This window comes from Flavobacterium sandaracinum (assembly GCF_004349135.1).
GTDB lineage: Bacteria > Bacteroidota > Bacteroidia > Flavobacteriales > Flavobacteriaceae > Flavobacterium > Flavobacterium sandaracinum.
The window spans coordinates 11,715-26,344 of sequence record NZ_SMFN01000005.1 but is presented as its reverse complement, the minus strand read 5'-3'; the positions used below and the strand labels follow the sequence as shown (position 1 = coordinate 26,344).

Below are 14,630 nucleotides of genomic sequence, written 5' to 3'. Positions count from 1 at the left end.
ATGGAACCAAAAAAATCAAATAAATCTACTATTCAGAATATTGTTTTTATCGTGTTAATAGCACTGCTTTTGTTTAGTCCCATAGGCACTTTTGTAAAAGTACACTTAAACCGGTTAATTGCTTTTTCGCCTAAAACAATCGCTGCAACAGATCAAAAAGAACTCTCGACTTATCAGTGGCTATTAAAAGATGGCACTGGAAAGACGGTGTCATTAGAAGCATACAAAGGAAAAATAGTGTTCATAAATTTCTGGGCTACTTGGTGTCCACCCTGCATTGCCGAAATGCCGAGTATTCAAAAATTATATACGGATTATCAAGATAAGATCGTCTTTTTGTTTGTCACTACAGATTCTTTTGAAAAAGCAAATGCTTTTATGGTGAAGGAAAATTTGACACTTCCCGTTTATCAATCGGTTACAAATCCGCCTTTAGAAATGGAATCATCAACAATTCCAGCAACCTATCTTATTGATCAATCAGGAAATGTGATTGTATCCAAAATTGGAACAGCAAATTGGAATAGTGATTCGTTCCGAGAAAAGTTAGACGAGTTAGTAAAGAAATAAAATCAATGCCATTTTTTACTTTTTTTTTCTTGTGTGACAAAAGTAACATAACTACTCCTTAATAAATTTGATCTTTGCATCAATAAATCAACAAATATGGAAATTTTAGAAATAATCAAACAACCTTGGCCTTGGTATATTGCAGGACCATTAGTTGGACTTACAGTACCAGCATTATTGCTCATTGGAAACAAATCATTTGGAATTAGCGCCTCATTACGTCATACTTGTGCCATGTGTTTGCCTGCAAATATTGCCTTTTTTAAATACGATTGGAAAAAAGAAATCTGGAATATGTTTTTCGTTTTCGGTATTTTACTTGGTGGCGTTATCGCATTCCAATTTTTATCAAATCCAGATCCGATATTGATAAACGATAATCTAAAAACAGAGTTATCTACCTACGGAATCACATCTATTTATGGCATGTTGCCAGAACAATTGTTTTCCTGGGAAAGTTTGTTTACCCTTAAAGGATTTTTCATGATGGTTATTGGAGGTTTCTTCATTGGTTTCGGTTCCCGTTATGCAGGAGGTTGCACTAGTGGTCATTCCATTTCAGGTTTGTCGAATTTACAACTGCCATCGCTTATAGCAACGTGTTGTTTCTTTATTGGCGGATTGATTATGGCTAATTTTATTTTACCCTTCATTCTTTCACTTTAAAAAATTAATTATGCAAATTAAAGATCAAAATACAGATTTCGAAACGCGTTCTTTAGATACGGTCTGTATCAACGAGAGTCATTTAGAACACAAATGGTATCACAATTTAAAATACTTAATCATAGGTATATTATTTGGTATTGTATTTATCAAAGCTGAAGTAATCAGCTGGTATCGCATTCAGGAAATGTTTCGGTTTCAATCTTTTCACATGTATGGAATTATAGGAAGCGCCGTTGTAGTGGGAATGCTATCTATTTTTATTATTAAAAAGTTCAATATTAAAACCATTTATGGCGAGAAAATTGAATTTCACGACAAAACGTTCAACAAAGGACAAATATATGGCGGACTGATCTTTGGACTCGGTTGGGCAGTAACAGGAGCGTGTCCAGGACCCTTGTTTGCACAAATAGGAACTGGAGCTACTGTGATGATTGTTACCTTGTTGGCTGCTATAGTAGGAACTTGGGTATATGGCTATTTTAGAGAGAAACTTCCTCATTAAAAAATTATGAACACTGAAAAACAAAATATAGTCCAATTAAAACTTCTTGTAAAAAGATTAATCTATCTTTTTACAACAATTATATTCTTAGTAATGGCATTGTTTCTAGTTTTGTTTTTCAATTCAACAATCACAACTTGGTTTCAAAATAGTGAAACTAATACTGATTCCCTTTATACCGATGCCAAGAAAAAGGTGATTTTGCAAAATGAAATGGCAAAATTCTGGAAACCAGCGGACATTGATCTGATTACAGATACCATTTTAAAACAAGAAGTGGAATATGGCAAAGACTTAATTGCTCATACGGCTAAATATTTTGGTCCAAATGGTAGTGTGAAACAAATCAGCAATGGTATGAATTGCAACAATTGCCACTTAGATGCAGGTACCAAACCATGGGGAAATAATTATGGCTCCGTATATTCCATGTATCCAAAGATGAGAGCAAGGAGTGGTCAAGTTGAAAATTTATACAAAAGAGTCAATGATTGCATGGAAAGAAGCTTAAATGGCCAACCGCTCCAAGAAGATGAAAAAGAGATGAAAGCCATGATTGCCTACATCGAATATATTGGGAGTACTGTTCCAAAAGGCAAAGAGGCAAATGCGGCTGGAATTTATGATTTAGAGTATTTAGATCGTGCCGCCAATCCAATCAAAGGGAAAGTGTTATATGATGCCAAATGCGCCAGTTGCCATCAAGTCAATGGTCAGGGAATTTTAGCCGAAGATAAAAAAGAATATACGTATCCACCGCTTTGGGGTACTAATTCCTATAATAGCGGGGCTGGATTGTTTAGAATCAGTCGTTTTGCAGGATACATAAAATACAACATGCCGTTAGGTGCAACTTATGAAAATCCGCAATTATCTGATGAGGAGTCTTGGGATATCGCAGCTTATGTGGAAAGTCTTGAAAGGCCATCAAAGGATCTAAGTAAGGATTGGCCAAAAATTTCTAAAAAACCAATCGATCATCCTTTTGGGCCCTATTCTGATAAATATTCTGAAACACAACATAAATTCGGACCATTTAAACCAATTAAAGAAGCAAAAAAGAAAATGGAAGAAGCGGCTGAAAAATTGAAATCTAAAAAATAAAATAAATGAGAAATCTAAAATTGATTGTTCTAGTAGGATTTTTTTCAGTTAGTGCTTTTGCTCAAAAGAGAGCGAATCATCACAAAATTGTTTTTCAATTTACAAATGCTGTAGATACCTTGCAACAAAAGGCATTTATAAACCAGCTCAATAATCTTACCGCGCATTGGCCAAATGCCAAATATGAAGTTGTCATTCACAGTATGGGCCTTCCCTTTGTAATGTCAGCTAAATCGAAGCAATTAAATGCGATAAAAGCGCTTGGTGCAAAAGGAGTTCGCTTTTTAGTATGCGAAAACACAATGGAAAATCAAAAAGTAACAAAAGACCAATTAATTCCCGAAGTAGAATATGTAAAGGTAGGAATTGCTGAAATTGTAGAAAAACAAGAGCAAGGATGGAGCTATATCAAAGGTGGATTCTAATTAAAAAAGAATACTTTTTGCACTAAACTACACCGTTATTTTAGCTGTAATTTTTCAATAAAAAATTGACTACAGAATAAATCTAAAAACCTAAAAACGATGAGTAATAACCGAAGAGATTTTCTAAAATCAGTGGGAACATTAGGGCTTGGAGCTGCGATAATTTCGCCTATTTCCGCTATTGCAAATACAAATCAAAGGGAAGAATTAGACTTAAATAAAGATATTGATAGTACTAAACCGCAAACCATTTCTATTCTTCAAACCACGGATGTGCATTGTCAGATTCATCCGCACGACGAATTGTTTTGGGAAAATGAAAAAGTAGTTTTTAGAAAAACAGGTGGCTATGCCTACATGGCAACCTTGTTGAAAAAATTAAAAAAGAAAAATCCCAACACGTACAGTATTGATACTGGCGATATGTTTCAAGGTAGCGAATTGAGCGTAGAAACTACTGGTGAAGCATTTGTCCCTATTTTAAATGCAATGCAATACGACCTCTATCTTCCTGGAAACTGGGAAGTAATTTACGGAAAAAGGAAAATGCAAACGCTATTAGGATCGCTTGATGCTCCAAAAATTTGTACTAATATGTACCATGATTTAGGCGAAGGAAAACGAGGTGAACTTATTTTTCAACCCTATACCATTTGGCATATTGCCGGAGCAAAAATTGGTTTTCTAGGCTACACGGATCCTTTAGTACCGTTGCGACAAAGTCCAAATTACAGCAAAGGAATTTTATATACCAATCCCGAGGAAAATCTAGCACATTATGTAGATGTACTACGAAATCAGGAACAATGCAGCTATGTAATCATGATCGCACATCTAGGATTATCGCAGCAAATTGCATTAGCGAACCGACCGGAATGCAAAGGGGTCAACTACATTTTAGGCGGTGACACACACGAGCGGGTTCGGAAACCCATTGTTTGTACTTATGCTAAAGTGGTAGAGCCAGGCGCATTTGGTTCTTTTATTGGAAAATTAGATTTGACCGTCCTCAACGGAAAAGTAATCGAAGACAATTATGAATTAATTGAAGTCGACTCTCCTTTAATAAAAGCAGATCCATCTATCGAAAAATTATTAAAAGAAAAAGAAGCGGTTTATCACGAAAAAATCAATCAAATTATTGGTTACAGTACCATCCCATTGTACCGCTATTTTGTAGTTGAAAACCCAATTGATACTATGATTTTGAATGCATTGCATTGGAAATTTCCTGAAATAGACATTAATCTTTCAAATGGATTCCGCTTTTGCCCACCTAAAACTACCCCGGACGAAACAGGAAATATTCCCATTACAAGCGGATTTATTTATGACATGCTTCCTGTTGATAGTACGGTAAGAACCGCAAAAGTAACGGGGAAACAATTGCAAAATTGGCTGGAGAAAGAACTGAATAATGTTTTTGCCCAAGATGCTTCAAAACGTTTTGGTGGTTGGGTTGTAAAATTCAAAGGGATGGAAGTACGATTCAATGCATTTGCCGATATGGACAAAAGAGTACAAAGCATCACCATAAAAAATATTCCTTTGGATCCTGATAAACTGTATACAATCATGGCGTGTGAGCGCGATGGCGACCCTGTAGATATGCTTTGTAGAATGAAGGGCGTTCTGGATGCCAAAAACACTACAGCAACCTTGCATACGGTCATGAAGGAATATTTAAAGCTAAATTCGCCCGTTACGCCCACACCCGAAAAAAACGCCATCATCCTAGATGCCCCAGAAACATTGCTTTCGCAAGTTACCGGCGTTGATTATACTTTCAGATAGTTCTTTTAGTAACAAAGTAAAAGGTCATAAAGCCGAATGCATAAAAACATTCGGCTTTATGACTTTTTATAGCTACTGTGATAAAAGTTACTTCCCACTCGTTAGGATGGTCTTAATTTTGTACCAAATCTAAACGTTCAAAAATGAAAAATTTTTTCGTACTAATTTATATTACTAGTTTGCTTTTTGCTACTAATGCAATAGCACAACATCAAGAAATAGCAGAAAAACCAACAGTTTGGAAAGAAAAAAGTAACGAAAAAATTGATTCGACCTCGATTTTAAATGCTTTTAAAAATGGAAATTTCAGTGGCCACTTTCGCTATTTTTTCATGGGTACAAATAATGAAAGTGGCTTGTCGGATTACTTCGCTAATGCTCTTGGAGGTGGCGTTAAATTTGAGACGGCTCAATTTCATAATTTTCAATTTGGTGTTAGCGGTTATTACATTTATAATATTGGTTCTTCCGATTTTTCTAAAAAAGATCCAATAACCAATTTATCCAACAGGTATGAAGTGGCTCTTTTTGATTTACAAAATGCATCAAGTAAAGGCAATTTAAGCCGATTAGAAGAATTATACTTAAAATATAATTTTAAAAAATCAACCATAACTCTTGGAAAACAACTTTTAAACACCTCTTTTATAAACCTACAAGATGGCAGAATGCGACCTACAGAAGTAGATGGAATTTGGATAGATTTTAATGAAATCAAAAAAACAAAAATTAACATAGGCTACTTGTATGGGATTTCACCACGAAGCACAATGAAGTATTTCAGAATTGGGGAATCCATTGGTATTTATCCAGCAGGAGTCAACCCTGATGGAACAAAATCAGACTATGCTGGAAACCTAGACAGCAACGGTGTTTATATTATTGGAATCCAAAATGAATCGGTATCTAATTTAAAAACACTTCTGTGGAATCAGTACGCAGAGAATTTATTCAATTCGGCCCTGTTCCAAATGGACTACAACTACCCTTTACATCATAATTCAAAACTACTTTTAGGTTTTCAAACGATATACCAAAATGCACTGAATGAGGGAGGAAATATAGATCCACGCAAAACTTATTTTCAAAAAAATGGTAGCTCACAGACCTTTGGCGGTAGACTCGGCTGGAAAACAAAAGCCATCGAATGGACTTTAAATTACAATCGAATTACTTCAAAAGGACGGTATTTAATGCCACGCGAATGGGGACGAGATCCATTTTATACCTTTATGCCTAGAGAACGAAATGAAGGTTTTGGGGATGTAGCTGCCATAATGACTAAAATACAATATACGAATCCTAAAAAAACATTCAAATCGCATTTAGCAGTGGGATATTTTGATTTACCAGATGTAAAAAACGTTGCGTTAAATAAATATAGTTTGCCTTCCTATTGGCAAACTAATGCGGACCTACGATATGAATTTCAAGGGCTCCTAAAAGGTTTTGATGCACAATTATTATATGTGCACAAGTTCAATGCGGGGGAAACTTACGACAATAAAAATTATATTTTCAATAAAACTAACATGAGCAATATCAACTTTATACTCAATTTCAATTTTTGAAAAATTTCTTTTTTAATCTAAATAATAAAACTTCTTAATTAAATAACCCACGATAAAATAGACAAAGACACCCACAACAGTTAGTGTTAGCAGTAAACTGATGAGGTTGAGTACGATGTTAGGTATAAACTTCAATCGAGGATGCGTGAGCACAGGCTCGCGATGCAGTCTGGCGTGGAAGGCTTCCTTTGCTATTTTAATTTTCTTTTTGATAGTAAATGATTTTTTAAAACAATAATAAGTATTTATTCAAATTCAATAGTGGAAACAATATAACAATCTAAAGTAACCAATAATGTTGTTATACATCGGTTTTAAAACAAGTAAAAAAAATTTTAATTGAAATAAACTGCTTGGTTAACTATTCCATTACCTATAATATTTACCTATATTTTTTTAATATCGGCTTAAATTCTTTTGATATTACCTCTATTTTTTAAGAAAATAACCTCAATAATTTTGCTGATCATTTCAGACTCGATTTTTAACTGATTCGATAAAACTTCAATTATATCCTTTTCTTCTTTCTCTAATATTCCGTCGGCGAGTAATACTTCTAATGCAAGGGCAAAAACGGTTTCTTTATCTTCTTCATTAATCTGTTTACAACAAGCAGCTAAGTATTTTAATTGTCCAACCTCTGCTCTTAAATTAAATGACTTAGTATAAAGAGGTGCAATATCGATTCCCACAAACTTCTCTTTAGAATGCAATAATCTTGTTAATGCAGCTTTTTCAGAATCTTTAATTTGATTGTCGGCAGAAATACAGGAGTATAAAATCCCAACCCAAGCTTCGAAATCTGACGCTACCCAATTTTGATCCTCCTTATTTTTATCTTCAAGTGAACTCATGTGTATTATTTTGGTTTAAAGTTACTACTTAGATTGGAAAGGATTACTTGGTTTATAATTAAATTATCTTTTTATTTTCAACATGTTGTAATTCAATTCAAAATGAGATAGATAAAAAAACATAACGGTAAAAGTTTTTAAAAAAACTCTCGAATATTAATAATACGGTATAAAATTCTAATAATTTATTTCAAAGGCGATAGAACTATTATTACAACTGTTAAAATCTAAAATTGATAATAAACCAATAAAATCAGAAGTATATTTAATTCCATTTAAGGGGCAATTCCACTATAAATTTGTAATTTTAAAGCAACGCAAAAGAGCAATTACTAAATATTTTCATTAAATTTAGCATGTTAAACACGACTTGCACTATAGTTTTTATCTATTAAAAATAAAATCAGGTACGAATACTTTTTAGTAGATTTGCTTTAAGTAAACAAAAAATCAATCATACTATGGAAAATAACACAAAACCAACGTCCTACAATGTAAATGGCGAAAGCAAATGTCCCTTTTCTGCTGGAGCAAATGCTCCAAAACAAAGCGAGAGAAACGGAAAAATAAATCGTGACTGGTGGCCAAACCAATTAAAATTGAACATTTTGCGCCAAAACGCATTAGAATCTAATCCGATGGGAGCTCACTTCAATTATGCTGAAGAGTTCAAATCAGTTGATTTAGAGGCTTTAAAAAAGGATATTACAGATGTCATCACCACCTCTCAAGACTGGTGGCCTGCTGATTATGGCAGCTACGGGCCATTTTTCATTCGGTTAGCTTGGCACAGCGCGGGAACCTACCGTATTGCGGACGGACGTGGAGGAGCAGGTTTTGGAACACAACGTTTTGCGCCTCTAAACAGTTGGCCAGATAATGCAAACTTAGATAAGGCACGTTTATTATTATGGCCTATTAAACAAAAATATGGTAATAAAGTTTCTTGGGCTGACTTAATGGTCCTCGTAGGAAACTGCGCACTAGAATCTGCTGGTTTTAAAACTTTTGGTTTCGCTGGAGGCCGTGTAGATGTTTGGGAACCACAAGAAGATATCTATTGGGGTCCTGAAAAAGAATGGTTGTCCCTAAGCACAGAACCACATAGTCGTTACTCTGGTGATCGTGAATTAGAAAATCCTTTGGCTGCAGTTCAAATGGGATTAATTTATGTTAACCCTGAAGGTCCTGACGGTAATCCTGATCCACTTTTGGCAGCACATGACATTAGAGAGACCTTTGCCCGTATGGCGATGAATGATGAAGAAACTGTTGCACTTTGTGCAGGAGGACATACCTTAGGAAAAACTCACGGTGCCGCTGACCCAAATAAATATGTTGGAGCAGAACCTGCTGGTGCATCTATCGAAGAGCAAAACCTTGGATGGAAAAACACCTATGGAACAGGAAATGGTGCTGATACGATTACAAGTGGTTTAGAAGGTGCATGGACTACTACACCGGTTACTTGGAGTAATAATTATTTCGAAAACTTGTTTGGTTTTGAATGGGAATTGACTAAAAGTCCAGCTGGCGCACACCAATGGAAACCAGTAGGAGACGCAGGTGCTGGAACGGTTCCTGATGCACATGATCCAACTAAAACACACCAACCTTTTATGTTGACTACTGATTTATCTTTGCGAGTAGATCCAGCATATGAGAAAATTTCAAGATACTTTTTAGCTAACCCAGCTGAGTTTAATGATGCATTTGCAAGAGCATGGTTTAAACTTACACACCGAGATATGGGACCAAAAGTACGTTACTTAGGTACTGAGGTTCCTGCCGAAGAACTAATTTGGCAAGATCCTGTTCCTGCTGTTAACCATGTTTTAATTGATGAGCAAGATTCAACTTCTCTAAAAGCAAATATTCTTGATTCTGGTTTAACAATATCTGAACTTGTAAGTACAGCATGGGCTTCAGCATCTACCTTCCGTGGATCTGACAAACGTGGTGGTGCTAATGGTGCTCGCATCCGTTTAGAACCACAAAAAAATTGGAAAGTAAATAACCCATCGCAATTAGAACGTGTGTTACATACTTTAGAAAACATTAAAAACGAGTTCAACAATGCGCAAACTACTGGCAAGCAAGTCTCTATTGCTGACTTGATTGTTCTAGGCGGTAATGCCGGTATTGAGAAAGCTGCTGCAAATGCTGGTCAGCATATAACCGTTCCTTTTTCTCCAGGGCGAACAGATGCTTCACAAGAACAAACAGATATAGAATCTTTTTCAGTTCTAGAGCCACAAGCAGATGGATTCCGTAATTATGTAAAAACAAAATATACTGTTTCTGCTGAAGAAATGTTAGTTGACAAAGCACAGTTATTAACATTAACAGCTCCTGAAATGACTGTTCTTGTAGGAGGTATGCGCGTATTAAATACCAACTTTGACCAATCTCAAAATGGCGTTTTCACCAATAAAAAAGAAGCGCTGACAAATGATTTCTTTTTGAACTTACTCGATTTAGGAACTACATGGAAAGCAGTATCAGAATCAGATGATGCCTTTGTAGGAAGTGATCGTATGGCCGGCGGATTGAAATGGATTGGAACTCGAGTAGATTTAATCTTTGGTTCAAATTCAGAACTTAGAGCGCTTGCTGAAGTTTATGGATATAGTACAAGTCAAGACAAGTTTGTACATGACTTTGTAGCAGCATGGACTAAGGTGATGAACCTTGATCGTTACGACGTAGTGTAATTTTAGATTTATAATTTGTTTAAAAAGGTGATCTGGTAACGGATCACCTTTTTTGTTTATCAGTAAAGCTAACATTAAACAAACAAAATCATATATTGTTTCAGAAGCTTTCTATTCCGATATTTTTTACTTATTGCGACTACTTTTTTTTAAGAATTAAAATAAGCGCTGTGAAGCAGTTTTAATTTTTTGAATATATTGTTCAAAGGTTTGCAAATTGCTATTAGGGCAAGTATAGAAAATTATTTTTGTCCCCAAACTTTGATTTGCAAATGTATATTTAGGTGCTTTTTAATATTTTCATCTATGAAAGATTCGTATAATTTGTCCACATCATCAGTTCTGATATATACTTCTCCGCAGTTTTCTTTGGGGTCGAGTTCTTTAAATTGAAAAAATGAATTTGTATGTTTTTTTTTGTATTCGTAATAGCCTCACTTTGTAATTTTGGCGTAAAAGATTTTTGTTATTATAAACTACTGAAAGTTGATCTAAGTAAAATCTTCATAAATCAACTCTTCTTTTCTTTTATTATTTTTTTCCCTATATCATTTTTCATTTTTTTAGAATCCTTATTTTAAAAAAAGCAAAATCCACTTTCCAGATTATAAACCACAAAAAAGCCGTCCAAATTTATCGGGACGGCTTATTATTTAAAATCTTGAAGACTACAAAATATAATCAGTATTGATGAAATTTGATTCTTTACTACTTAACAATTCTTGTAAAATGGCATTATTATATGCATTGTCTTTGGATGCAACAAAAGTTCTAATTGAGAACGAACGCAAGGCATCATGTATGCTTAAGGTTCCTACAGCAGAATCTTTTCGTCCTGTAAACGGTAAGACATCTGGACCTCTTTGACAAGAACTATTCAAGTTTACTCTACATACTAAATTAACTAGAGTATCAATAAGTGGTGCAATGGTTTTTATATCTCTCCCAAACAAACTCACTTGTTGTCCATAATTTGATTCGGCCATATCATCTAGAGGCTCCTGAATGTCTTTAAAAGTCATTACAGGCACAACTGGACCAAATTGTTCTTCATGATACACACGCATTTCTTTGTTTACTGGAAATAATACCGCTGGAAATATATAATTAGCAGTGTGCTGTCCTCCTTTTTCATTAATAATTGAAGCACCTTTACTGATAGCATCATCAATTAATTCCTGAATATAAGCAGGTTTTTCTTTTTCTGGTAAAGGCGTCAAAAAGACTGAGGCATCCCATGGATTTCCAAAAACTAAGGAATCTACTTTAGCTGCAAAACGTTTGTTGAACTCATCTGCAATGGATTCATGTACATACAACACTTTCAAGGCTGTACAACGCTGCCCATTAAACGATAAAGAGCCTGCTATACATTCCTGGATAGCCAAATCTAAGTCGGCATCTGGTAAAATAATTGCTGGATTTTTAGCTTCCAAACCTAGTATCAAACGCAATCGGTTTTTATTAGGGTGTTGGTCCTGTAACGCAATCGCTGATGTACTATTTCCGATCAAAGCTAAAATTGCTACTTTACCAGATTTCATAATCGGCGAAGCTACTTCACGTCCACGTCCATACACAATATTAATAGCTCCTTTGGGAAAACTATTTCGGAATGCTTCTAATAAAGGAGAGATTAACAAAACACCTAGTTTTGCTGGCTTAAAAATGACAGGATTTCCCATAATCAAGGCAGGAATCAGCAACGAAAAAGTTTCATTTAACGGATAATTATAAGGTCCAAGGCATAAAACAACCCCAAGCGGTCCTCTACGAACCATAGCATTTATTCCTTGAACTTTAGAAAATTTAGCACTTCGGCTATTTAATTCTTTTAAGCTGTCAATAGTATCATAAATATATTCTACCGTTCTATCAAATTCTTTCTCTGAATCACCTAATGATTTTCCAATTTCCCACATCAATAATTTAACAACTTCTTTACGGGTGGTCTTCATTTGAGTAACAAAATTTTCCATGCATTTTATGCGATCAGAAACTTTCATTGTAGGCCATAATCCTTGACCATTATTATAGGCCGCACTTGCTGATTCAACGGCTTCCAGAGCTTCAGCTTCTCCCATAAACGGAACGGAACCTAATATAGTTGGACCATACTCCGCTGTGGATGATATTGTTGAAAAAACAGCCGTAGTCTGACCTTCCCATTTCTTTAATTCACCATCCACTAAATAAGTATCTTGATTCAACAATGATGTAATCTGATATTCTTCTGGTATTAAATTCATATAAAGCGAGTTAAATTAATTATTTAAGTAAATAAAAGAGACAATCTTCTGCTTCTTTTTTATGGCTCAATTATTTCTCCATCCCATTCTAAAATCCCGCCCAATAAGTTATAAGCGTTTTCAAAACCAAGTTGATTCATTATTTCACAGGCTTTTGCACTACGCATTCCAGAACGGCAATATACATAGTACTTTTTATGTTTGTCTAAAGCTTCTATTTCGTTTACAAAATCTTGTCCTCGGTGAATATCGATGTTGATAGCATTTGCTATGAAACCTTCGTTAAATTCGGCCTCCGTTCTCACGTCGAGAATGACTGCATTTTCATCCGCTTCAAATTGAGCAACCCAATCTTCTTGTAGTAAATTCATAATGATGTTTTTTGTAAAAATACAATGTTTTTACCGAACAATAAACGCAACAATTGTTAATTAGGAACTATTTGTAAGAAATCGTTTTCGCAAAACATTAACTATCAAGAAACTATAAAAACGACCTTATTTTTTACGAAAAAACAGTCTATCATGCCTATAGGTAATTAAATTTTAAAAGGTATAAAATCAAGTAGTTATCTTTTATTTTGTATCAAAACCCTCCCATTTTTTAAGTTTTTTAAACTACTTTTACAGTACAAAACATAGAAAAAAGACCAAAATGCTTGATCCAATAAAAAAAAAATTTCCTTCATTTTCTGCTGAATTAGTTAAAGAAATTGAAACTAGTGCCACAATTCATTCTTTCCAAGCAGGTACTATTATTATACGAACAGGACAATACATAAAAAACACTGTTTTGGTTATTAGTGGAAAAATTAAAGTATACCGTGAGGATGAAAACGGAGGCGAATTTTTTATGTACTACTTGCAACCCGGTCAAGCCTGCGCTATTTCAATGATTTGCGCCACTAAGAACGAAAAAAGCCAGATTATGGCAAAAGTTGTTGAGGATGTAGAACTAATCATGGTGCCTTTGCCCTTAATGGATAAATGGATGATGCAGCACCGCAGCTGGTATGAATTTGTTATCGATACCTACAGAAGTCGTTTTGAAGAGGTGCTCGAAGTAATTGATAGTATTGCTTTTCGGGCGATGGACGAGCGCTTAGAATTTTATTTAAAGCGCCATGCTGAGGTTTGTGGTTGCAAAGAATTAAAGCTTTCTCATCAGGAAATTGCCTCTGAATTAAACACGTCTCGAGAAGTAATTTCACGTTTACTAAAGAAAATGGAGCAGCGGGGTTTGGTCACTTTACACCGAAATAATATTGAACTCCTGAAATAAATTTTGTTCTACAAAGAATATTTTCTGTAAATAAAATTATTCAAACCGTCACTTCGAAAAATTTACAAATGGAATATTTAGGTTATTTTGCTTCGATTATTATTGGACTTTCATTAGGATTAATTGGAGGTGGAGGATCGATTCTTGCAGTTCCAATTTTAGTATACCTTTTCAAAATTCATCCGGAGCAAGCCACGAGTTATTCCTTATTTATAGTTGGAGTGACTGCTATGATTGGAAGTTACAGTCACTACCGCCTTGGCAATTTAAAAATTAAGGCAGCACTTATTTTTGCAATTCCTTCTGTATTTTCTTTACTTTTTGTAAGGGATATTATTCTGCCAAAAATTCCAGCTCTTCTTTTTACCTTACATAATTTTGAAGTATCAAAAAATTTATTGATCATGGTTGTGTTTGCTTTTCTTATGATTGCGGCATCTATATCGATGATCAAAAAATCAAATACAAAAAAAACACCTCCAAAAGACAGTTTTAGTAGAATTGCCATCATTGGACTTTTAGTCGGTTTTATCACTGGATTTCTAGGAGCTGGCGGCGGTTTCTTGATCATTCCAGCCTTACTTTTCTTTGCAAATTTACCAATGAAACAAGCCATTGGCACCTCATTATTGATTATCTTTATTAATTCATTAATTGGTTTTGGTGGTGACGTATGCAACGGCATTGTTATAAATTATAAATTACTTTTTACGATATCTGCTATAGCAATAATTGGAATGTTCCTGGGTACTTATTTGTCAAAAAAAATAGATGGAGCAAAACTGAAACCAGCTTTTGGTTGGTTTGTATTAGTAATGGGATTTTATATTATACTCAAAGAATTTTTCCTGACTTAAAATAGGAATGTAACAATTGTCACTGTATATCCTAAAA

General features: G+C 34.6%; 13 protein-coding genes. 10 read left to right on the top strand and 3 right to left on the bottom strand.

Annotation, left to right across the window (positions count from 1 at the left end; genetic code table 11):
* From E0F91_RS05650 to E0F91_RS05620, 7 genes are all read left to right on the top strand, one after another.
* Entirely contained in the window at positions 1-570 is a 570-nt protein-coding gene (locus E0F91_RS05650) for a TlpA family protein disulfide reductase (RefSeq protein ID WP_132065356.1), read from the top strand.
* A gap of 102 nt (positions 571-672) precedes the next feature.
* A complete protein-coding gene (locus tag E0F91_RS05645; RefSeq protein WP_073354932.1) occupies positions 673-1,236 on the top strand; it encodes a YeeE/YedE family protein in 564 nt (187 codons plus the stop codon).
* A gap of 10 nt (positions 1,237-1,246) precedes the next feature.
* Complete coding sequence (locus E0F91_RS05640; protein ID WP_132065355.1) at positions 1,247-1,744, top strand: DUF6691 family protein; 498 nt, start codon at positions 1,247-1,249, stop codon at positions 1,742-1,744.
* A gap of 6 nt (positions 1,745-1,750) precedes the next feature.
* Entirely contained in the window at positions 1,751-2,848 is a 1,098-nt protein-coding gene (locus tag E0F91_RS05635) for a c-type cytochrome (protein ID WP_207919035.1), read from the top strand.
* 5 nt (positions 2,849-2,853) lie between these two features.
* Positions 2,854-3,273, top strand: a complete 420-nt coding sequence (locus E0F91_RS05630; protein ID WP_132065354.1) for a DsrE family protein — start codon at positions 2,854-2,856, stop codon at positions 3,271-3,273.
* A 99-nt stretch (positions 3,274-3,372) separates the two neighbouring features.
* Positions 3,373-5,067: a bifunctional metallophosphatase/5'-nucleotidase gene (locus E0F91_RS05625; protein ID WP_132065353.1), complete on the top strand. Its 1,695-nt coding sequence runs from the start codon at positions 3,373-3,375 to the stop codon at positions 5,065-5,067.
* A gap of 143 nt (positions 5,068-5,210) precedes the next feature.
* A complete protein-coding gene (locus E0F91_RS05620) occupies positions 5,211-6,638 on the top strand; it encodes an OprD family outer membrane porin (RefSeq protein ID WP_132065352.1) in 1,428 nt (475 codons plus the stop codon).
* Positions 6,639-7,045: 407 nt separating this feature from the next.
* Here E0F91_RS05620 and E0F91_RS05615 read toward each other — a convergent pair whose 3' ends face one another.
* Positions 7,046-7,492: a tellurite resistance TerB family protein gene (locus E0F91_RS05615; protein WP_132065351.1), complete on the bottom strand. Its 447-nt coding sequence runs from the start codon at positions 7,490-7,492 to the stop codon at positions 7,046-7,048.
* Between the two features lie 461 nt (positions 7,493-7,953).
* On the opposite strand from E0F91_RS05615, the gene katG reads away from it, so the two are divergent.
* The gene (gene katG / locus E0F91_RS05610; RefSeq protein ID WP_132065350.1) at positions 7,954-10,206 is read left to right on the top strand and encodes a catalase/peroxidase HPI; all 2,253 of its coding nucleotides are present in this window, start codon (positions 7,954-7,956) and stop codon (positions 10,204-10,206) included.
* Between the two features lie 668 nt (positions 10,207-10,874).
* Here katG and E0F91_RS05605 read toward each other — a convergent pair.
* Positions 10,875-12,455, bottom strand: a complete 1,581-nt coding sequence (locus tag E0F91_RS05605; protein ID WP_132065349.1) for an NADP-dependent glyceraldehyde-3-phosphate dehydrogenase — start codon at positions 12,453-12,455, stop codon at positions 10,875-10,877.
* A 59-nt stretch (positions 12,456-12,514) separates the two neighbouring features.
* On the bottom strand, positions 12,515-12,826 hold the full coding sequence (locus E0F91_RS05600; RefSeq protein WP_132065348.1) for a rhodanese-like domain-containing protein: 312 nt from the start codon (positions 12,824-12,826) through the stop codon (positions 12,515-12,517).
* A gap of 283 nt (positions 12,827-13,109) precedes the next feature.
* Between E0F91_RS05600 and E0F91_RS05595 the strand changes: the two genes are divergently transcribed.
* Both E0F91_RS05595 and E0F91_RS05590 read left to right on the top strand, forming a co-directional pair.
* Positions 13,110-13,736: a Crp/Fnr family transcriptional regulator gene (locus E0F91_RS05595; RefSeq protein ID WP_132065347.1), complete on the top strand. Its 627-nt coding sequence runs from the start codon at positions 13,110-13,112 to the stop codon at positions 13,734-13,736.
* A 68-nt stretch (positions 13,737-13,804) separates the two neighbouring features.
* The gene (locus E0F91_RS05590) at positions 13,805-14,593 is read left to right on the top strand and encodes a sulfite exporter TauE/SafE family protein (protein ID WP_132065346.1); all 789 of its coding nucleotides are present in this window, start codon (positions 13,805-13,807) and stop codon (positions 14,591-14,593) included.
* Positions 14,594-14,630: the final 37 nt, after the last annotated feature.